Genomic DNA, 20,873 nt, shown 5'->3' with positions numbered 1-20,873 from the left:
GGCCTCCTTCGGGAGGCCGTTTTCTTTTGCGCGGCCGAAAACCCGTGTCGCAGCGGCCTTTGCGACAAAAAAGCACTTAACAACACTTTAATTACTCGGCCAAGGCGTCTACTATCGGGCCGGCTTTGCCAATTTAGGCCTTTAAATATGCGCCGTTTGGCCAGCCCCTTTGCTTGGGACCCGTTCGTTCAGGACAGACTTGGAGAGAGAGATGACCCTGAAGACCACCAAACTGCGCGACGCGATCGTATTCGCGTTGTGCGTGGGCGCGACCAGCCTGGCCGGTACCGGCCTCGCCTCCGCCCAGGACGCTGCGGCACCCGCCGCCGCGCCCGCCGAAGACGCCACCACCCTGGATCGCATCCAGGTCACCGGTAGCCGCATTTCGATTCCCGGCCTGACCACCAACAGCCCGGTCATGACCGTCGATCGCGAAGAAATCGACCGCAACCAGCCGGTCACCGCCGAAGACTTCCTCAAGGTCCTGCCCGGCGCCGTGCCGGCCATCGGCCCCGGCACCAACAACGGCGCCAACGGCGGCGCCACGATCAACCTGCGCGGCCTCGGCGACAATCGCACCGTGGTGCTGATGGACGGCCGTCGCGTCGTTCCGTTCAACCTGTTCGGCGTGGTCGACACCAACGTCATCCCGGTCGCGCTGATCGACAGCGTCGACCTGGTCACCGGCGGCGCATCGGCCGTGTACGGCGCCGACGCCGTCTCGGGCGTGGTCAACTTCGTCCTCAAGCGCAATTTCGAAGGCGTCGAGGTCAACACCAGCTACGGCCAGTCGAGCAAGCAGGACGGCGACCGCCGCAACACCACCGTCACCCTGGGCATGAACCTGGACGACGGCCGCGGCAATTTCGTGCTGAGCCTGGGCAAGACCGACAACGATCCGCTGCTGCAGGGCTCGCGCGGCTTCTCCGAGTTCAACCTCGACTCGACCAGCGGCGAAGCCGGCGGTTCGGGCACCTCGATCCCGACCCGCGTCGGCCCGCTCGGCCAGATCAATCCGGCCACCGGCCGCTTCGACGGCATCGTCACCCCGTTCAACTACAACCCGTTCAACTTCAACCAGACCGCGCTGGACCGCTGGCAGGCCACCGCACTGGGCCGCTACGAAATCAACGAGCACGCCGAGGCTTACACCCAGCTGCTCTACACGCGTTCGAACGTGTTCTCGCAGATCGCCCCGGGCGGCCTGTTCGGCGGCCGCTTCGACCTGGGCATCGGCAACCCGCTGATCCCCGAGCCGGCCCGCCAGCAAATCTGCACCCAGTTCGGCGTGCCGGCGGCCAACTGCGTGGTCGGCAGCCCGACCACGGTCAACACCACCTTGAACCGTCGTACCACCGAGCTCGGCACCCGCTCGACCGACTTCCAGAACAAGGTCTTCCAGGCCACCCTGGGCCTGCGCGGCAACATCACCGACAACTGGCGCTACGACGCCTACTGGTCGCACGGCGAGGCCGATCAGCTGACCGTCTCGGCCGGCTTCCTGTCCAAGGCCCGCACCCAGCAGGCCTTGCTGTCGACCGACGGCGTCAACTGCGTCGACCCGACCAACGGCTGCATCCCGCTGAACCTGTGGGGCGCGGAAGGCACGATCAGCACCGACTCGAAGAAGTTCCTCGAAGTGCTGACCTTCGCCACCCAGCGCGTCGAACAGGAAGTCTGGTCCGGTTCGGTCAACGGCGACCTGGGCGACAACTTCAAGAGCCCGTGGGCCGATTACCCGATCGGTATGGCGTTCGGCCTGGAAGGCCGCAAGATGACCGCGCTGAACCGCGCCGATGCGGCTTCGCGCGATCCGGAAGAAGTGCAGGGTTCGGGCGGCGCCAACCCCGACGTCGAGGGCAGCCTGAAGCTGCGTGAGGCTTACTTCGAAACGATCGTGCCGCTGATCAGCGGCAAGACCGGCGCGTATGCCTTGAACTTCGAGGCCGGCTACCGCCACACCGAGTTCAAGTCGGGTCAGACCGACACCGACTACGGCAGCTACAAGTACGGCCTGGAATGGGCGCCGATCGAAACGCTGCGCTTCCGCGGCATGTTCCAGCGCGCGACCCGCGCCCCGAACATCAACGAGCTGTTCCAGCCGGTCGTCACCGGCCTGGACAACACCGCGGTAGATCCCTGCGAAGCCTCGCAGCTGGCGCTCAACGGCGGCGTGACCGGTTCGGTGGCCGCGCTGTGCGTCGCGACCGGCGTGCCGCAGGCGATCCTCGACAGCCAGGGCGGCGTCGACGGCCCGAGCGCGGGTCAGGCCAACGCTTTCGTCGGCGGCAACCCGATCCTCGGCCCGGAAAAGGCCGACACCCAGACCCTGGGCCTGGTGTGGCAGCCGATGGAAGAGCTGGCGATCACCCTGGACTACTGGAAGATCGACATCAAGGACGCGATCACCCGTCCGGTGCTCGGCGATGCGCTGTTCGGTTGCTACGACCGTCAGTTCAACCCGACCCTCAGCATCACCCACCCGATGTGCCAGCTGATGATCGGCGCGCGCGAAGCGGTCGACGGTTCGCTCAACGGCGAAGCGCGCGGTCCCTTCCTCAACCGCTCGAACAAGGGCCGCATCACCACCGACGGCTGGGACCTGGGCGTTCGCTACGGCATCCCGCTGAGCAACGAGTGGGGCCGCCTGGACTTCGCGCTCGACCTGACCAAGACCGACACTTACGACTATCAGGGCGATCCGCAGGTCGGCAAGCACGACTGCGTCGGCGTCTACGGCGTGTCGTGCAACGTCATCGCCGGCATCGTGTACGACTACAAGTCGAACTTCCGCGCGGTGTGGTCGATCAAGGACTTCGAGCTCGGCTTCAACTGGCGTCACCTGAGCGCGGTCGACGTCGAACCGGGTCCGATCGAGTGGTTCCCGGACTACACCTCGATCGATTCGTACGACTACTTCGATCTGACCATGGCGTATGAACTGCCGTGGAACGCTCGCATCAACTTCACCGTCAACAACGTCGCCGACAAGAAGCCGCCGGTCGTGGGCAGCAACATCGGCAGCACCGGCTTCAACAGCGGCAACACGTTCCCGCAGTACTACGACACCCTGGGTCGCTACTACACCCTGGGCCTGACGATGCGCTTCTAATAAAAAGCATCATCCGAGTCGAATTGAGGCGGGCTTCGGCCCGCCTTTTTTTGTGGGCGGCCGGAAACGGCGGGGATGGGTTCTGGCGTCGTCTGGGCCTGTCTGGCCCGATCCCTGCCGTAATCCGACCGCGTCAGCGGACGGGAGTTTTGCGCTTGATGTACCCCCTCTGTCCGACGGCCGGACGCGCCGGCGCACGACAGGACGCGGTCGCGACTTGCGTCGCTCCTACCCTGACCGGCTGCCGTCGGCATCGGCGCGAGATTGATGGGTCGCGGTCGCGGCTTACGCCGCTCCTACAGGGGATGGACTCGCAACACGGCGTTACACGCCCCCTCTGTAGGAGCGGCGTGAGCCGCGACCACGGGACGCGCAGAGGTGCCAGGGCGGATGTCGTCCATCGAAGCGGCGAACTCTCGCCAGGGTAGGAGCGGCGCAAGCCGCGACCGCGTCGTTACGGTCTCGCGGCGCATCGTTCATCGAACGATGATCAAAGATCAAGATCAAAACCAAAGCTTCCGCCACTAAAGCGGCGGGTTACTTTCTTTTGTCTAAAGCAACAAAAGAAAGGTAACCAAAGAAAAGTGCTTTTCTTTGAATCAAGGGCCCGCACGATCCATGCAGACGCGGGGATTTTTCATACGGGACCTCCCTGTCCCGATGAAAAACGGCGCGCATCCCTGCGCGCCGCCCTCCGGGTCCTCTATTGCCTTCGCTAATGCCTGGCTACGCACAGCAACAGCGGCCAAGACTAAAGCCGGCATGGGGAATCAGATGCGGCGAGACCATCCCTGTAGGAGCGGCGTGAGCCGCGACCACGGGACGCGCAGAGGTGCCAGGGCGGATGTCGTCCATCGAAGCGGCGAACTCTCGCCAGGGTAGGAGCGGCGCAAGCCGCGACCGCGTCGTTACGGTCTCGCGGCGCATCGTTCATCGAACGATGATCAAAGATCAAGATCAAAACCAAAGCTTCCGCCACTAAAGCGGCGGGTTACTTTCTTTTGTCTGAAGCAACAAAAGAAAGCTAACCAAAGAAAAGTGCTTTTCTTTGAATCAAGGGCCCGCACGATCCATGCAGACGCGGGGATTTTTCATACGGGACCTCCCTGTCCCGATGAAAAACGGCGCGCATCCCTGCGCGCCGCCCTCCGGGTCCTCTATTGCCTTCGCGAATGCCTGGCTACGCACAGCAACAGCGGCCAAGACTAAAGCCGGCATGGGGAATCAGATGCGGCGAGACCATCCCTGTAGGAGCGGCGTGAGCCGCGACCACGGGACGCGCAGAGGTGCCAGGGCGGATGTCGTCCATCGAAGCGGCGAACTCTCGCCAGGGTAGGAGCGGCGCAAGCCGCGACCGCGTCGTTACGGTCTCGCGGCGCATCGTTCATCGAACGATGATCAAAGATCAAGATCAAAACCAAAGCTTCCGCCACTAAAGCGGCGGGTTACTTTCTTTTGTCTAAAGCAACAAAAGAAAGGTAACCAAAGAAAAGTGCTTTGTTTTGAATCAAGGGCCCGCACGATCGATGCCGGCGCGGGGATTTTTCATACGGGACCTCCCTGTCCCGATGAAAAACGGCGCGCATCCCTGCGCGCCGCCCTCCGGGTCTTCTATTGCCTTCGCGAATGCCTGGCTACGCACAGCAACGACTACCACCAAGGCCAAGGCCAAGGCCAGGATCAGGGTCGGGGTCGGGGTCGGGGTCGGAACTGAAGCTAGAACTAGGAATTGCGGGCTATGTTAGGCCTGGGCTGGAACAGCGGCCCAGCCGGAACCTACAACGCCCGCCAACGCCCTACCCCGCGGCGGCGCCCCTCAACCCGCCAGAAAATCGCGGTGCGCGCGCATCATCGCGTCGACCATGTCGCGTTCGGCAAGCGACAGCAACGGGTTCCACACGTCGAAGATCAGCACCACGCGCAGTTCGTCGCTGTCGTTGCGCGCTTCGTGTTCGATCGAGTCGTCGAAGATCAGCACTTCGCCGACCTTCCATTCGCGCCGCTCGAAACCGACCCGGTAACTGCAGCGCTCGGGCACGATCAACGGCAGGTGCACGACCAGGCGCGCGTTGGTCTCGCCGTGGTGCGGAGGGATATGGGTGTGCGGCGCCAGCGCCGAGAACATCGCGTTCGGGCAAACATCGGCGATCTGGGCCATCTCCACCGCTTCCAGCGCGGCGCGGGTCTGCGGGCACAACGCCAGGTGTTCGTGCACAGGCTGCGCGTAGCTCCACAATTTGTAGGTGCTCCAGCGCCGCGAATGGTTGAGCTCCTGCCACTGGTTGACCGGGTCGCCGGGCTGGTACTCGATGTAGGGCGTGAACTCGGCCTGCTCGTTGCGCAGCACCTCGCGCATTTCGCGCTGGATCTCGTAGGTGCGCGCTTCCAGTTCGGGCACCCAGGGGAACTGGGTGCGCTCGTGGAACGGGATCGCCGGCAGCCGCGGCACGCACAGTTGGTTGCAGTCGGAGTGATACGGCTTGCTGCGCCCGACCATGATCGAGGCGGCCTCGTCCCAGCGGCCGAGCACGCCGGCCTCGAGCGCGGCGCGCGGGCCGCCGACGCGGTGGGCGAGAAATTCGCTGAACTCGTCGGAATGTTGCTGGACTTTGCTCTTGGCGTGGAGCAACTGGGTCTTCAGCATGTCCGGCCAATGCGGCTCCGGCGGCGCGACGGTCAGCGCGTTGCGATAGGCCTGGGCCGCCGCCCGCGCCTTGCCGGTGCGTTCGAGAAACGCCGCCTTGGCCAGCAGCCCGGCCAGGAAATACGGATCGGCCACGAGCGCGGCGCTGATCGCCTCCCACTCGGCGGCAGCATCGCCGCGTTCGCGCTGGACCATGCCGATCGAGAGCAGGATCATCGGGTCGTTCGGCGCAGCGCGATGCGCGGACTGCAGCAGCTCGACCGCGCCGCGGGTATCGCCGCGCTGCAGGGCATGGATGCCGAGGCTGTACAGCGCCTGCGGATGCTGCGGCGCGAGGGTGCGCACTTGGCTCCACAGCGCTTCGGCCTCCTGCCAACGGCCTGCGCGCGAGGCCAGGCCGGCGGCCTGGACCAGTTGATTGACCTGTTCGTTCAAGACCGCTTCCCTCGCCGGACGGAACTGCGATAGCGCTCGAGGCGCGATCGGCGCTGCTTCGATGGCGCGCCGGGCGCGCCTAGGCGAGGAACATACACCGGCGGCGTTGCGCCGCCCAGAGCGGCTGCGGTTGCGGCCTGCGCGCCGGGACAGGCGATTCCGGAGCCCCCCCGCGCGCCAGCGGTAATCAGTTCAGCTCCAGGGCCGCGTCGCCGGAGAACGTCTCGATCTTGATCGACCCACTGCCGTTGCCGTAGCGGTGCTCGAAGCTCGAACCCGGGCCGTGCTTCGGCCGGACGATCTGCACGTCCGGCGCGCTGAGGTCGCCGCTGAAACTCTGTCCGCGCACGCTCGCCGACAGCGCGCGCGGCAGCGACAGGCGGACGTCGCCGCTGACCGTTTCCAGCGAAATCTCGCCGCCGTCGGCCAGGGCGCCAGCCACGCGCAGGTCGCCGGACACCGAATTGCCCGACAGCTTGGTCAGCCGCGACTCGCGGGTGGTCACATCGACCCTGCCCGACACCGTCTCGATGTCGACCTCGCCGTTGAGCCGGCCGCGCAGGTTGAGGTCGCCGCTGACCGTCTGGGCCGAGACCTTCGGACTGTTGAGGGTCAGACGCAGGTCGCCGCTGACGCTTTCGATCTCGGCCTCGCGCGGGGCCGCGGCGACGATCACGTCGCCGCTGACGCTGTCGATACTGAGATCGCGCGGTGCGACGCCGTTGACGTCGACGGTGGCCGAGACCGCATCGATCTCGAGCTTGGCCTGCAGCGGCACCATCAGGCGCAGCTCGGTCGGTTCGCTGTTGTCGCCGCCCACCAGAAAGCCCATGCCGCTGCCGCGGTTGGGATAGCGGACCTTGATCGACAGGTGCTCGCGGTCGCCTTCGATCTCGAGCTTCTCGACGCCTTCCCCGAGGCTGCCTTCGATCTTGACCTCGGAGCGATCCCAGGCGCGGACCTGGATCAGGCCTTTGACGTTGTCGATCTCGATGCTGCCCAAGGGGTTGAGCGGACGGGTCTGGTTGATCGGCGTCGCGGCGCAGGCCGGCAACGCCGCGACCAGCGCCCATGCCAACAGGCCGAATACGGGAACGGCATGGCGGCGATTGCGGAGAGCGCTGCGGTACTGGGGGTGAGCGGTGGTCATCGTGGCGTCCTCCGTGGATCAGGTGTAGACCACGCGCTGTGCGAGCGCGAGGCGACGGGCATAGGTGCGGCGCAGTTGCTCGAGCAACAGCCGCGAATCGGGGTCATGGGCGAGCGCATCGAGGATCAGCGCGGCGTTGCGGTCGAGTTCGTCGAACGCCGGCTGCATCGCCTTCGCCCGCTCGGTGGCCGGGCCGATCTCGCGGATCGCCGCCTGGTACTGCCGGGTCATGCCGTCGGCTTCGCGTTGCATCAGGCTCGCAGGCGCGCTGGGCTGAGCGGCGACCGACGGCGACGACTCGGGCTCGGCGCGGTACTGCCCGGCGATGCCGATCGCCAATGCCGCAACACTGGCCGCCAGCGCGAGCGGCGCCATCCAACGGTGGCGGGTCCGTTCGCGCGGGCGCAGCGCGGTCACCGGCGCGCCGGCTTGCATCCCGTCGGGGGCGGCCGGCGTTTGCGCGGCGACCGCCGGTGCCTGCTCGCCCAGACGCGCGGCGATGGCGGGCCACAGATCACGGGTCGGCGGCGCATCCCGGCGCAGCGCACGCAACTGCCAGCGCAAGGCGTCGGGCAGCTCGCCTTCCGGGGTGTTCGCTTCGGGGATTCGGTTGTGGTCGCTCATGCCTGCTCTCCAAGGCGCGTCCGCAGCAGACTGCGGGCGCGATGCAACTGTGCTTTGGAACTGCCGACCGCCATGCCGAGTTCGGCGGCGATCTCCTCATGCTTCCAGCCTTCGACGTCGTACAGCACCAGCACGGCCCGGGCGCGGGGCGGCAGGGTAGCGACGGCGCGCTCGAGATCCATCGACAAGGCCATCACATGGCCGGCCGAGTCCGCGCTGCCGATCAGCTCGAACGCCTCCTCGTCGCTGTCCTCGAACGGCCGGCTACGCCGTCCGCGCAGCTCCATCAGGGCGGTGTTGACCGCCAGCCGGTGCAGCCAGGTGCCGAACGCCGATTCGAAGCGGAAGTTCGGCAGCGCCTGCCAGGCGCGGACGAAGGCTTCCTGGGTGAGGTCCTCGGCGCGGGCGCCGTGGTAACCGACCAGCCGGGCGATCACACCGTGGACCCGGCCGGCGTGGCGGCGGTACAGCGCTTCGAAGGCGGCGACGCCGCCGGCCGCGGCGGCGGCGACCAAGGCCCGGTCGTCGTCGACTTCGATCGGGGCTGCGGTGTCTGGCATGTGGTCGTTCACGGCGGTCAGCATACTGAGTCCGATGCGGGGTCGGGGCTCAGGGTTTAAGGGCAGGCGGTGGATCGGGAAGAGTCGAGAGGAACGAGAGGGGTCGCGTCCGGCCCGCTCCCTCGCCCGGCGGCAGCCCGCCGGAGGAGAAGCCGATATGAGGCAGGAACTAGAGATCAGGACCGAGGAACGAGAGGTGGCGCGACCGGCCCCTCTCCTGGCCCGGCGGAGGTCGCCGGCGGCTGGGCCGGAGACGAAAGAGGAAACGGAGCGCCCCGCCCCTCCCCTGGCCCGGCGGAAGTCTGCCGGCGGCTGAAGGCCCGAAAACGAAAGAGGAACGAGCCCCGAGCAGGCCGGACCGCGGCCCACTCGTTACTCGTTCCTCTCCACTCGTTCCTAAGAAGCGACAGCCTCAGCCCTTGAGCACCGCCGCGATCCGCTGCTGCTCGTCGTGCAGGGCCTGCGGCATGCGCGGGCCGTATTCGCGCAGGTACTCGCCGATGCTGTCGAACTCGGCGGTCCAACCGGCATGGTCGAAGCCGAACAACTTGGCATAGGCCTCGTCGCTGAGGTTCACCCCGGACAGGTTGAGATCCTGCGCATCCGGCAGGTAGCCGATCGGCGTTTCGGTGGCGCCGGCTTCGCCCTTGACCCGGCCGATCATCCACTCGATCACGCGCAGGTTGTCGCCGAAGCCCGGCCACAGGAACTTGCCGTCGTCGCCCTTGCGGAACCAGTTGACGTGGAAGACCTTCGGCAGCTGCGCGCCGTCGCGGTCGAACGACAGCCAGTGGCTGAAGTAGTCGGCGAAGTTGTAGCCGCAGAACGGCTTCATCGCCATCGGATCGCGGCGCATCACGCCGACCGCGCCGGTCGCGGCGGCGGTGGTTTCCGAGCCCATCGCGGCGCCGACCAGCACGCCGTGGGTCCAGTCGCGCGCCTCGAACACCAGCGGCACCAGCGAGGCGCGGCGGCCGCCGAACACGATCGCCGAGATCGGCACGCCGGCGGGGTTCTCCGCTTCCGGGGAGTAGCTCGGGCACTGCTTGGCCGACACGGTGAAGCGGGCGTTCGGATGCGCGGCCGGGCCCTTGGCGGCATCGTAGGCGTTGCCGCGCCAGTCGGTGACCGGGGTCTGCCCGTCGTCCAGGCCTTCCCACCACGGCTGGCCGTCGGCGGTCACGCCGACGTTGGTGAAGATGGTGTTGCTCTGGATCGACTTGAGCGCGTTCGGGTTCGACTTGGCTGAGGTGCCCGGCGCGACGCCGAAGTAACCGGCTTCGGGATTGATCGCGTACAAGCGGCCGTCGGCGCCCGGGCGCATCCAGCAGATGTCGTCGCCGACCGTCCACACCTTCCAGCCGGCATGCCGGTAGCCTTCCGGCGGAATCAGCATGGCCAGGTTGGTCTTGCCGCAGGCCGACGGGAACGCGGCGGCGACGTAGTGGGTCTCGCCGAGCGGGTTCTCGATACCGACGATCAGCATGTGCTCGGCGAGCCAGCCTTCGTTGCGGGCCTGGTGCGAAGCGATGCGCAGCGCGTGGCACTTCTTGCCGAGCAGGGCGTTGCCGCCGTAGCCCGAGCCGAACGACTTGATCGCCAGCTCGTCGGGGAAATGCATGATGAAACGGCGCTCGGGATCGAGCTCGCCGATCGAGTGCAGGCCGCGCACGAAGCTGCCTTCGCGCTCGATGCGCGCCAGCGCCTGTGCGCCCATGCGCGTCATCACGCGCATATTGGCGACCACGTACGGCGAGTCGGTGATTTCCACGCCGCAACGCGCCAGCGGCGAGTCGATCGGGCCCATGCAGTACGGAATCACGTACAGGGTGCGGCCGCGCATGCAGCCGTCGAACAGCGCGTCCATCTTGGCGTGCGCCTGCGCCGGCGCCATCCAGTGGTTGTTCGGGCCGGCGTCTTCGCGATCGTTGGTGCAGACGAAGGTCAGGTGCTCGACCCGGGCCACGTCGTCGGGATGCGAGCGGTGCAGATAGCTGCCCGGGTGCGTGTCCTGGTTCAGCGTTTCGAGGGTGCCGTCGGCCAGCATCTGCGCGACCAGGGCGTCGTATTCGGCATCGCTGCCGTCGCACCAGTGGATCTTGTCGGGACGGGTCAGCGCGGCGACTTGCGCGACCCATTCGTTGAGTGCGACCAGCAGGCTGCCCGCGCTCCCCGGCACGGCAGTCGCGGGGGCGGCGTCTTTCAAATTGGCATTCACGGCATTGCTCTCCAGCCGGGGGAACGGGAAAAAAAGCGAATCAAGTGGAAACAAGGCTCATGACGAAGGAATCAGCGTGGCCATCATGTGCTCGACATAGGCCTCGAATTCGTCGTGTTGCATACGGGTCTGGTGCAACTGCAGGTTCAGTTGCAGGAAGCCGACATAGGCGGCGTAGAGCAGGCGCGCGCGATGCTGGGCATCGGTGCGGCTGAGGCCGGCCTGGCGGAAGGACGCGGTGAGGTAATCGAGGCGGCGTTCGGAGACGCGCCCGATCACCGGCTGCACGGCGGGATGGTCCAGCGCCTTGAGCAACTCGGAATAGATGATGTGCGACTTGACCTCGTGGGCGACGAGGTGGAACAGCGAACGCAGGCGCTGGCGCGGATCGGGGATCGGCTCGAGCTGGCCGAACACGGTTTCCTGCTCGACTTTTTCCCAACGCTCCAGCGCGGCGACGAGCAAGGCATCGCGCGAAGGGAAGTGCCAGTAGAAGCTGCCCTTGGTGACGCCGAGCCGGCGCGCGAGCGGTTCGACCGCCACCGCCGCGACGCCTTGTTCGGCGATCAGGTCGAGGGCCGCCTGGGCCCAGTCGTCGGCACTGAGGCGGCCGCTGCGCTCGGGCTTGGCCTCCGGCTTGGCGTCGGCGGCCGGGACGGCGGGCGGGGTGTCGAGCTTCGGCTCGGACTTGTTCGAGACAGGCTGGTTCATGGATGACAAGTTTAACCATACGCCACGGTCGGGAACAGTACGCAGTGCAGCAAAAAGCGACCGGCTTGGGTATTCGGGATTCGGGATCGGTACAGCAAGAGCCCGGATTTGCCGCGCAAGAAATCGACTCTGCCGCCAGGTACGCCGCCTGTTCCCGAATCCCAATCCCGAATCCGGCTCCTCGGTTGACAGCTCGAAACGGCGATTCCATACTCGGCCGTATGTTAAGCGTTTGATGCCAGCGTTTGAATGCCGATGGTCTGCCGGTTTGGAGCATCGTTTCCGCATTGACGTCACACGTGTCCCATTAGCTTGAGTCTTAGCCGCATCCTCCGGAGCGCCGCCATGAGTATCGCGATCCCCTTCCTTGCCTTCCTTCTGGTCGGCGCCATCGCCGCCTATCACCGCCTGCGCCTGCCGGTCTGGGCCGCGCTGACCGCGACGGTGCTGGTGGGCTGTTATCTGCTGGGCGCCAACCCGGTCGCGACCATCCTCGCCGCGGCCCTGGTCGCGCTGATCGCGGTGCCGCTGCTGGTGCCGGCGATCCGCCTGCCGCTGATCACCAAGCCGCTGCTCGGCTTCTACACCAAGATCCTGCCGCCGCTGTCGGAAACCGAACGCACCGCGCTCGAAGCCGGCACAGTCGGGTTCGAAGGCGAGCTGTTCTCGGGCAAGCCCGACTGGCAGCAGTTGCTGTCGCAGCCCAAGCCGGTGCTGAGCGCCGAGGAACAAGCCTTCCTCGACGGTCCGGTCGAAGAGCTGTGCAAGATGACCAACGATTGGCAGATCACCCACGTCGATGCCGATCTGTCGCCGGAGCTGTGGGGCTACATCAAGAAGAACAAGTTCTTCGGCCTCAACATCCCGAAGGAATACGGCGGCCTGGGCTTCACCGCGCTGGCCAACCACAAGGTGATCCAGAAGCTCGCGTCGGTCTCCAGCGTGGTCAGCTCGACCGTCGGCGTGCCGAACTCGCTCGGCCCGGCCGAGTTGCTGATGCACTACGGCACCCAGGAACAGAAAGATCACTACCTGCCGCGCCTCGCCGACGGCCGCGAGGTCCCCTGCTTCGGCCTGACCGGTCCCTGGGCCGGCTCGGACGCGACCTCGATCCCGGACTTCGGCATCGTCACCATGGGCGACTGGAACGGCGCGCGCGTGGTCGGCGTCAAGCTGACCTTCGACAAGCGCTATATCACCCTGGCCCCGGTCGCGACCCTGATTGGCCTGGCCTTCCGCATGTACGACCCGGACGGCCTGATCGGCGACAAGCGCGACATCGGCATCACCCTGGCGCTGCTGCCGCGCGATACCGCCGGCGTCGAAGTCGGCCGTCGCCACTTCCCGCTCAACTGCACCTTCCAGAACGGTCCGATCCGCGGCAAGGACGTCTTCATTCCGCTGAGCCAGCTCATCGGCGGTGAAGCCTACGCCGGCAAGGGCTGGCAGATGTTGGTCGAATGCCTCTCGATCGGCCGTTCGATCACCCTGCCCTCCTCGGGCAGCGGCGGCGCCAAGATGGGCGCCATCGTCACCGGCGCCTACGCCCGCATCCGCAAGCAGTTCGGCTTGTCGATCGGGCGCTTCGAAGGCGTCGAGGAAGCGTTGGCGCGCATCGCCGGCCACGCCTTCGCGGTCAGCGCGCTGTCGCAGGCCACCGCCGCGGCGGTCGCGCGCGGCGAAAACCCGGCGGTGCCGTCGACCATCGCCAAGTACCACTGCACCGAGATGGCCCGCGAAGTCGCCAAGGACGTCATGGACATCCACGGCGGCAAGGGCATCATCCTGGGGCCGAAGAATTACGCCGGCCGCAACTGGCAGGCCCTGCCGATCATGATCACGGTGGAAGGCGCGAACATCATGACGCGCTCGCTGATGATCTTCGGCCAGGGCGCGATCCTGTGCCACCCGTGGGTGCTCAAGGAAATGAAGGCGGCGATGCTGCCCGACGAAACCGAGCGGCTGCGCGAATTCGACAAGAACCTGTTCGGCCACATCGGCTTCGCCATCTCCAACGCGGTGCGCAGCTGGTGGTACGGCCTGACCGCGGCGCGCATCGGCGCGGCCCCGGGCGACGCCTACACCCGCCGCTACTACCGCAAGCTCAACCGTTATTCGGCGACCTTGGCGGTGATGGCCGACACCTCGATGCTGCTGCTCGGCGGCAAGCTCAAGTTCAAGGAATCGCTGTCGGGCCGCCTCGGCGACGTGCTGAGCCAGCTCTACATCGCCAGCAGTATGCTCAAGCGCTACGAAGACCAGGGCCGTCCGGCCGGCGACCAGCCGCTGCTCGCGTGGGCCTTCCACGACGCCGTGCACAAAATCGAACTGGCGCTGTCTGGCGCCCTGCGCAACTTCCCGATCCGTCCGGTCGGCTGGCTGCTGTGGGCATTGATCTTCCCCTGGGGCCGCCGCGCCCAGGCGCCGAGCGACCGCCTCGGCCACCGCGCCGCGTCCTTGCTGATGTCGCCGAACGATGCGCGCGACCGCCTCGCCGAGGGTCTGTTCATCACCCCCTGCGAGAACAACCCGGCCGGCCGCATCAACAGCTATCTGCAGAAGGTCATCCTGGCCGAGCCGGTCGAGCGCAAGTTCCTCAAGGCGCTCAAGAACAGCGACATCGAAGCGCTGGACTTCCCGAGCCAGCTCGACGAGGGCGTGCGCGAAGGCTGGATCACCGCCGAGGAACGCAAGCAACTCGAAGAGCTGCGCGAGATGACCATCGATGCGATCAGCGTCGACGACTTCGACGCCGCCGAGCTGCGTTCGGCCGGCTACAAGGCAAAGCACGAAGCCGATCACGGCGACGCCCGCGCCGCGGCCTGACCCGGCGACCACGCATGCGATACGACGCTTGAACGAAACGGCGGGCCTTCGGGTCCGCCGTTTTGGTTTCGGGCATCCGACACTCGGCGTCCAATGCCCCCCGCGTCGCGCCCGCTGCCGTCATCCCCGCGAAGGCGGGGATCCAGAGACTTCAGAGCGATGTCGCGGTAAAGCCCTCGGGTCCGCGCCTGCGCGGGGACGACGGTCCGAAAGTACTCCTCGCACTCAACCTTCAACGACGGCCAACGCCCATGAGCACCGACGTCCTGTCCCTGTACAAGAAGATGACCCGTTGGCCGGCCGGCCACTGGCTGTTCTCCCGCGCCATCTGCTGGAACGCGCCCTACTTCGCCAGCATCTCGCCGCGCTTCGAATCGCTCGAACCCGGCCGCTGCAGCGCGACCATGCGCCATCGCCGCAAGATCACCAACCACCTCGGCACCGTGCACGCGATCGCCATGTGCAACCTGGCCGAGCTTACCGGCGGCGTCATGACCGACGTCAGCATCCCGCGCTCGATGCGCTGGATCCCGGTCGGCATGAGCGTGGAATACCTCAAGAAGGCAGCCGGCCAGGTACGCGCCGTCGCCACCCCGGCCGCGCCCATCGTCGAGTCGGCGAGCGCCTATGATCTGCCGGTCGACGTCGTCGTTACCGACCCCGCCGGCGACACGGTGTTTCGCGCCCGCATCAACATGCGCGTCTCGCCCAAGCCCAAGCGCGGCTGATTCGCGCCCCCCGCACAGCCTACAGCCGGTGCCCGGCGTAGCATCCCACAGAAAGCAATCCGCATCGGGAGCCCCCCTCATGAGCGCAAATGCCTGGATTTGGCTCGGCGGCCTGCACAGCCTGGCCTTCGCCGTCTTCCACATGGCGTTCTGGAAACTGTTCGGCTGGCGCCGCAGCCTGCAGAGCGCCACCGTCGCCGACCGCGCGATCCTGCAGATCCTCAACCTGCGCCTGATCTACGTCTTCCTCGGCGTCGCCACCCTGTGCTTCTTCTATACCGACGAACTGCTGAGCACCGCGCTGGGCCGCGCGCTGCTGGTCGGCATGTCCTTGTTCTGGGTCGGGCGGACGATCGAGCAGTTCGTGTTCCTGCGGATCAACCGGCCGATGATTCATGTGTTGACTGCGCTGTTCGTGCTGGGCGCTGCGATCTTCGTCATGCCTTTGTTGCCGGCGACGTGCTTGTACACTGGGTGTGAGTGACCGAAAACGGCGAAAACGGGGTCAGAGCCACTTTCAACTGCTGCAGTCAAACGGCCTTGCGTGGTCGGTGCACGGGGCCTCACCCCGGTGAAGCGGCCGAGCTGCGCTGCGACGGCTTGCTGGAACTTTGGACTACCCCATGCCCGCTGATGCTGCAAATAGATTCGAGCCTCGTCCATATCCTGCTCACTTCAAAACTGGGGAAAAACCGGGGCAGAGCCCTTCGCTGTCCTCATGCCGTCACGACGGCCAGACCGGGCCGCGTCGACGACTCACCGCCACTCGTTCAACGCACGTATCTTGGATTGGCGAACGCAAGACCGGAGCAAGTAATGACGCCCTTGGACACGGATACGCCTTCAAGCGTCTGAAGGATATATTTCTTGCTTTCGAACGACGATTCGTTGTCCTGATACAGGTAGCCGACGAACTCCGCGGGCAATTGCTCCAGAATCAATCGGGCCAGAAGCCTTGGCTCGCGCTCGGCCATTATTGAAAAAGCAGGATAACCGGCGGATTTGAGTTCCAGATAAATCCCGCTGGGCTCATAGTCCGAGCCGTCGTCTTCGCCTTCTCTAGCCAAGAAGTCGCTGAAGTACGCGCCAAAGCAGCCGTCCGCCGTGTCCACGTCGACACGGATGCTGTAGGGCAGCGAATCCACTCCCGGATTCCGCCCGAACGAAACCGAGCCGACCCTGATCAACGCAGGCTCGATTTCCACCGAGTCAATGATGCAAGTTTTCATTCAACGAAATCCCGGACAAAGTGAGGTGATGGTTCCATTGAGGAAAACGGGGTCAGAGCTACTTTTCAACTGCTGCAGTCAAAACGGCCTTTCGTGGTCTATGCGCGGGCCTCACTTCTGTAAAGCGGCCGAGCTGCGCCGCGATGGCTTGCTGGAACTTTGGACTACCCCATACCCGCTGCTGCTGCAAGTAGATTCGGATCTCGTCCATATCCTGCTCACTCAGGACTTCGTCGAACAGTCCACGATACGCGACTGCGCACTCCTCGGCTTGTCGCCCAAGCCCCAAATACACTTCATGAGGCTGTACTGTCGAATCGGCTTTACCCAGCGCATTACAGCGATAACTAGACCAGGCGTACTCCTCGGGACGAACCACCATTCGGGCGCGCACTGGATTCAGCTCTATGTAGCGCTGACAGCGGAGCAAGTAGGCGTCCGTATCCACCAGACACGACTTGAAGCGCCCTTCCCACAGCGTACCGGTACGCCGATAATGGGCATTCACGTAGGTCACATAGCTGCGCCCCAGACTCTGCATCATATGCGACACGGCGCCCGCCGCTGCAGGCGTAGCCAGCAGGTGCACATGATTAGTCATCAGTACGTAGGCGTGGACCGCTATGCCGTAACGTAGCGACGCTTCACGTAGCGCAAAGAGGTAGCGCACGTAGTCAGCCGGCCTGAAGAAGCAAGGCTGACGGTCGTTGCCGCGTTGAACTACGTGGTGCGGCACGCCGGCGAGATCGGGGCGTGGCTGACGGGGCATAAGGGCCTCCTTTGCAGCCCCTTACCCTAGTTAAGACGTATTGCCCCTAACTATAGGAGTTCGCCGCCCGGCTCTATCGGAAAGGGGCTCTGACCCCGTTTTGGTGTGACCCCGTTTTGGTGTGGCTGACGGGGCATAAGGGCCTCCTTTGCAGACCCTTACCCTAGTTAAGACGTATTGCCCCTAACTATAGGAGTTCGCCGCCCGGCTCTATCGGAAAGGGGCTCTGACCCCGTTTTGCCGGACCCCGTTTTGCCGGCCCACGCGATTCGCCCAGGCGAACCGCGCGGTGCCTCCCGCTCAACTTGTGCAATCCACTGCTTCGACCGGCTCAGGCCGCTCACCGGCCGACATCAGCACGACGCCCACCAGCACCGACACCCCCACGATCGCCGCGGCGGCATAGCCGAGGCCGCCGACGCCGATCGCGTCGATGACCCGGCCGCCGACGATGGCGCCGACGCCGATGCCGAGGTTGGCGCCGGAGATGTTCAAGGACGCGGCGAACGCCGGCGCCTCGGGCGCGGACTTCATCACCCGCACGTGACTGACCGGGAACAAGGCGGCCTGGGTCACGCCCCACAGCGCCAGGGTCGCGGCGAACAGCGGCAGCGAGTGGATCGACGGCACCACCAGCACCAGGCCGAGCGCCATCGGCACGCTGAAGATCATCGAGGCGGCGAGCGGGTTGCGGTCGACGATGCGGCCGCCAAGGGTATTGCCGATCAGGCCGACGGCGCCGAACCCCATCAGCGCCCAGCCGACCACCGAGCCGTTGAAGCCGGCCAGGCGCTCGAACATGTCGGCCAGGTAGGTGTAGGCGGTGAACATGCCGGTGAACAGCAGCACCGACAGCAGCACGTGCCCGCTCACGCGCGGATCGCGCAGCACCCGGAACTGCTGGCTCAGCTTCACCTGCGGCTTGTCCATGCGGCTGTCCGGCAGGAACACGAACAGCAGAGTCGCCTTCAATAACGAGGCGATCGACAGCGCGACGAAAGCCGCGCGCCAGCCGAAGGCGTCGGCGATCAGGGTGCCGGTCGGCACGCCGATCACGGTGGCGCAGATCACGCCGAAGGAAATCACCGAAATCGCGCGGCCGGCGCGTTCCTGGCCGGCGAGGTCGACCGCGGTTTCGCTGGCCAGCGCCCAGAACACCGGCACGCCCAGCGCCGGAATCAGGCGCGCGAACGCCATCACGCCGAGATTCGGCGCCATCGCCGCGACCGCATTCGAGGCCGCAAACAACAGCAGCACCACGATGAACAAGCGCTTGCGCTCGAAGCGCGAAAAGTACGCGGTCAGGAACGGACCGCTGGCGGCGACCGCGAAGGCGAACAAGGTCACCAGCAGGCCGGCCTGCGACACGCTGATGCCAAGATCGCGCGCCAGCGACGGCAACAGGCCGACCAGGATGAATTCGGTCGTCAGCACGGTAAAACCGGCCGCCGACAACAGTAGAAGAGGCAGTAGCAAGACGGACTCCAGGGACGGGCACGCCGCGGCCGGAACGATCGGGCCGGGGTGGAAGATGAGGGAAGAATCGCGGCGCGCCGATGCGGCGCATGCGGTCAATCTAGAAAATCGCGAAGGGCGGATAAACCGCATCGCGACGATTTCATCGTTCCGGGCGGCGAACGATGGGCGCAGGCCGCGCCGCTGCGCGGGTTGGCGAATTTACCGCGATTCGGGACTGTCCATCCCGGATCGCGGTCTAGTCGGTGAGCGCGCGATGCGGCAGGCTGTACGATCTGCGTCGCACGCGCGGCGCGATCGCCGTCACGCCGCGCCATCGCATCCTCACGCGGCCTCGAACCTCACCGTCCTAGGCTCGATGGCCTATTCGGCGAGAGGGTTAGGCCATGGCGAAGATCCTGGTGCTGTATTACTCGGCTTATGGCCATATCGAGACGATGGCGCAGGCCGTCGCCGAAGGCGCCCGCGAGGCCGGCGCGCAGGTCGACATCAAGCGCGTGCCCGAACTGGTGCCGGACGAGATCGCACGCAAGTCGCACTACAAGCTAGACCAGCAGGCGCCGATCGCCAAGATCGCCGAACTGGCCGATTACGATGCGATCATCGTCGGCACCGGCACGCGCTTCGGCCGCATGTCGTCGCAGATGGCGAATTTTCTCGACCAGGCCGGCGGCCTGTGGGCGTCGGGCGTGCTGCACGGCAAGGTCGGCGCCGCCTTCACCTCGACCGCGACCCAGCACGGCGGCCAGGAGACCACCTTGTTCTCGATCATCACCAACCTGCTCCATTTCGGCATGGTGGTCGTCGGCCTCAACTACGGTTTTCCGGGGCAGACACGCCTGGACGAAGTTACCGGCGGCGCGCCTTACGGCAGCACCACCATCGCTGGCAGCGACGGCTCGCGCCAGCCGAGCGACAACGAACTCGATGCGGCGCGCTATCAGGGCCGCGAGGTCGCCGAGGTCGCGAAGAAACTGCACGGTTGAGCGGCGGCGCCGGCCAGGCGGCCGGTGGCGGGGTGTGGCTGGCGGCTGTTTTGTACGTCGCCATCTGCGACCGGTCCGGATTGATTACCGCCGATCAGGGCAAATCATGGCCCTGTCGGCGACGCGATTGCGTACGTAAGGTGTGACAGGAACGTCGATGACACCCGCGCGCCTCTTTGGCGCCGCATCGGCAACCGCTTCCCGGCATGCAGTTGCGCCGTGCACGGACCGCAACTGTCGAAGGAACGCAACCATGTCGTCTCCCGCACGTGAATTGATCGATCGCCTGCCGCTGGTCGGCGAGGGGGCCGCCGCCGCTCAGGCGCGCGAGCTGTTGGCGATGGAGGTCGGATGGGCTTCGATCCGGGGCCAAGCTTCGCCGGCTCCGGCCTGGCGCCCCAGCCAGGCCTTCCTGATCGTCGAAGGCTCGCTCGACCTCGCCGGCAATGCGGTGATCGGCGCCAGCGAGCATGACCGGGGCGCAGTGATCGTGCTCGGCGACCTGCGCTGCCGCAACCTGGTGGTGGCCCACGACTTCCATCTGGTCGTCACCGGGGATCTGATCGCGAGCGAAGCCGTGGTCGCCGACCTCGGCGACAGCACCGCCCATGTCGCCGGCGCGGTGCAGGCGCCGGTGCTGCTGTCCGGCGATGCCGGCTGGTTGACCCTCGATCGCGCCGACGGCCTGCGCGTGGCGCGCACCAGCGCCTACGTCATCGTCGATGAACAACCCCTGCCCTTGCCGCCGCACAGCCTCAGCGAACTCGTCGAAGACGGAGTGCTCGATCGGGAAGAATGGGACGGCCTGGGCGCGGACGAGCGCGAAGGCCAGGACATCGACGAGTTCGTCGCACTCGACGAAGCGCTCGTGCTCAAACGGCTCGCCGCGGGCGATTCGATCCTGCGCCGCTGAGGCCGTGGATGCAGGGACCTGCCTTAGCAGGGCCTGCATAGTCAGGGCCGCTCTACCGTGTGCGGGCAGCGAACGCGCTCAGTGCAGCCACACCGCCAAAAAGCCCAGCAGAGCCGGCAGCGCCTGGATGAAGAAGATCTTGCGGCTGACAGTGGCCGCACCATAGACGCCGGCGATCACCACGCAGGCCAGGAAGAACAGCGCGACGTCCTGCCGCGTGCATATCAGCGACCAGATCAGGCCGGCGGCGAGGAAGCCGTTGTACAGCCCCTGGTTCGCGGCCAGCACCTTCGACTGTTCGGCCTTCTCCAGGCTCTGGCGGAACACCTTGAGCCCCAGCGGCCGGGTCCACAAGAACATCTCCAGCACCATGAAATACAGGTGCAGCAGCGCGACCACGACGATCAGGGCGACGGCGATCCAGTGCATCGGCTGGCTCCTAGGTATGGCGGGTATCGGGGCTCCAGGATACGAGAGTTGAGAGTGAGGAGT

At 65.9% G+C, this 20,873-nt stretch carries 16 protein-coding genes; 6 read left to right on the top strand and 10 right to left on the bottom strand.

Going from position 1 to position 20,873, the window contains the following annotated elements; genetic code table 11:
• Positions 1 to 211 precede the first annotated feature (211 nt).
• Positions 212 to 3,112 (top strand): TonB-dependent receptor domain-containing protein, encoded by a 2,901-nt coding sequence (locus tag AC6CH2_RS13940; protein WP_498269746.1) that lies wholly within the window; start codon positions 212 to 214, stop codon positions 3,110 to 3,112.
• 1,816 nt (positions 3,113 to 4,928) lie between these two features.
• On the opposite strand, the gene AC6CH2_RS13935 is transcribed toward AC6CH2_RS13940, so the two are convergent.
• From AC6CH2_RS13935 to AC6CH2_RS13910, 6 genes are all read right to left on the bottom strand, one after another.
• Positions 4,929 to 6,191 carry an aspartyl/asparaginyl beta-hydroxylase domain-containing protein gene (locus AC6CH2_RS13935; RefSeq protein WP_498269745.1) on the bottom strand — a complete coding sequence of 421 codons (1,263 nt, stop codon included), beginning with the start codon at positions 6,189 to 6,191 and terminating at the stop codon, positions 4,929 to 4,931.
• Positions 6,192 to 6,378: 187 nt separating this feature from the next.
• The gene (locus AC6CH2_RS13930) at positions 6,379 to 7,341 is read right to left on the bottom strand and encodes a DUF4097 family beta strand repeat-containing protein (RefSeq protein WP_498269744.1); all 963 of its coding nucleotides are present in this window, start codon (positions 7,339 to 7,341) and stop codon (positions 6,379 to 6,381) included.
• Positions 7,342 to 7,359: 18 nt separating this feature from the next.
• Positions 7,360 to 7,965, bottom strand: a complete 606-nt coding sequence (locus AC6CH2_RS13925; protein ID WP_498269743.1) for a hypothetical protein — start codon at positions 7,963 to 7,965, stop codon at positions 7,360 to 7,362.
• On the bottom strand, positions 7,962 to 8,525 hold the full coding sequence (locus AC6CH2_RS13920) for an RNA polymerase sigma factor (RefSeq protein ID WP_435395017.1): 564 nt from the start codon (positions 8,523 to 8,525) through the stop codon (positions 7,962 to 7,964). Before AC6CH2_RS13920 ends, AC6CH2_RS13925 begins: the two co-directional genes overlap by 4 nt.
• Positions 8,526 to 8,937: 412 nt before the next feature.
• On the bottom strand, positions 8,938 to 10,743 hold the full coding sequence (locus AC6CH2_RS13915; RefSeq protein ID WP_498269742.1) for a phosphoenolpyruvate carboxykinase (GTP): 1,806 nt from the start codon (positions 10,741 to 10,743) through the stop codon (positions 8,938 to 8,940).
• 57 nt (positions 10,744 to 10,800) lie between these two features.
• Positions 10,801 to 11,454: a TetR/AcrR family transcriptional regulator gene (locus AC6CH2_RS13910; RefSeq protein ID WP_498269741.1), complete on the bottom strand. Its 654-nt coding sequence runs from the start codon at positions 11,452 to 11,454 to the stop codon at positions 10,801 to 10,803.
• Between the two features lie 345 nt (positions 11,455 to 11,799).
• On the opposite strand from AC6CH2_RS13910, the gene AC6CH2_RS13905 reads away from it, so the two are divergent.
• The 3 genes from AC6CH2_RS13905 to AC6CH2_RS13895 all read left to right on the top strand — a co-directional run bounded on the left by AC6CH2_RS13905 (position 11,800) and on the right by AC6CH2_RS13895 (position 15,492).
• Positions 11,800 to 14,280, top strand: a complete 2,481-nt coding sequence (locus AC6CH2_RS13905) for an acyl-CoA dehydrogenase (RefSeq protein WP_498269740.1) — start codon at positions 11,800 to 11,802, stop codon at positions 14,278 to 14,280.
• A gap of 251 nt (positions 14,281 to 14,531) precedes the next feature.
• A complete protein-coding gene (locus AC6CH2_RS13900; protein WP_498269739.1) occupies positions 14,532 to 15,008 on the top strand; it encodes a hotdog fold domain-containing protein in 477 nt (158 codons plus the stop codon).
• 79 nt (positions 15,009 to 15,087) lie between these two features.
• Positions 15,088 to 15,492, top strand: coding sequence for a hypothetical protein (locus tag AC6CH2_RS13895; protein ID WP_498269738.1), 405 nt, complete (start codon positions 15,088 to 15,090; stop codon positions 15,490 to 15,492).
• Positions 15,493 to 15,778: 286 nt separating this feature from the next.
• Here the strand turns inward: AC6CH2_RS13895 and AC6CH2_RS13890 are convergent, their stop codons facing one another.
• The 3 genes from AC6CH2_RS13890 to AC6CH2_RS13880 all read right to left on the bottom strand — a co-directional run bounded on the left by AC6CH2_RS13890 (position 15,779) and on the right by AC6CH2_RS13880 (position 18,482).
• Positions 15,779 to 16,237 (bottom strand): hypothetical protein, encoded by a 459-nt coding sequence (locus AC6CH2_RS13890; protein ID WP_498269737.1) that lies wholly within the window; start codon positions 16,235 to 16,237, stop codon positions 15,779 to 15,781.
• 58 nt (positions 16,238 to 16,295) lie between these two features.
• Positions 16,296 to 17,006 carry a transposase gene (locus AC6CH2_RS13885; RefSeq protein WP_498269736.1) on the bottom strand — a complete coding sequence of 237 codons (711 nt, stop codon included), beginning with the start codon at positions 17,004 to 17,006 and terminating at the stop codon, positions 16,296 to 16,298.
• Positions 17,007 to 17,306: 300 nt separating this feature from the next.
• Entirely contained in the window at positions 17,307 to 18,482 is a 1,176-nt protein-coding gene (locus tag AC6CH2_RS13880; RefSeq protein ID WP_498269735.1) for an MFS transporter, read from the bottom strand.
• A gap of 386 nt (positions 18,483 to 18,868) precedes the next feature.
• Between AC6CH2_RS13880 and wrbA the strand changes: the two genes are divergently transcribed.
• Both wrbA and AC6CH2_RS13870 read left to right on the top strand, forming a co-directional pair.
• Positions 18,869 to 19,468: an NAD(P)H:quinone oxidoreductase gene (gene wrbA / locus AC6CH2_RS13875; RefSeq protein ID WP_498269734.1), complete on the top strand. Its 600-nt coding sequence runs from the start codon at positions 18,869 to 18,871 to the stop codon at positions 19,466 to 19,468.
• A 253-nt stretch (positions 19,469 to 19,721) separates the two neighbouring features.
• Positions 19,722 to 20,381 (top strand): polymer-forming cytoskeletal protein, encoded by a 660-nt coding sequence (locus AC6CH2_RS13870; RefSeq protein WP_498269733.1) that lies wholly within the window; start codon positions 19,722 to 19,724, stop codon positions 20,379 to 20,381.
• Between the two features lie 78 nt (positions 20,382 to 20,459).
• Here AC6CH2_RS13870 and AC6CH2_RS13865 read toward each other — a convergent pair whose 3' ends face one another.
• Complete coding sequence (locus AC6CH2_RS13865) at positions 20,460 to 20,810, bottom strand: DUF1304 domain-containing protein (RefSeq protein ID WP_498269732.1); 351 nt, start codon at positions 20,808 to 20,810, stop codon at positions 20,460 to 20,462.
• Positions 20,811 to 20,873 lie beyond the last annotated feature (63 nt).

This window comes from Lysobacter sp. GQ73 (assembly GCF_059758755.1).
The sequence above is the reverse complement of the archived record's forward strand: the minus strand, read 5'-3'. Positions and strand labels throughout refer to the sequence as shown.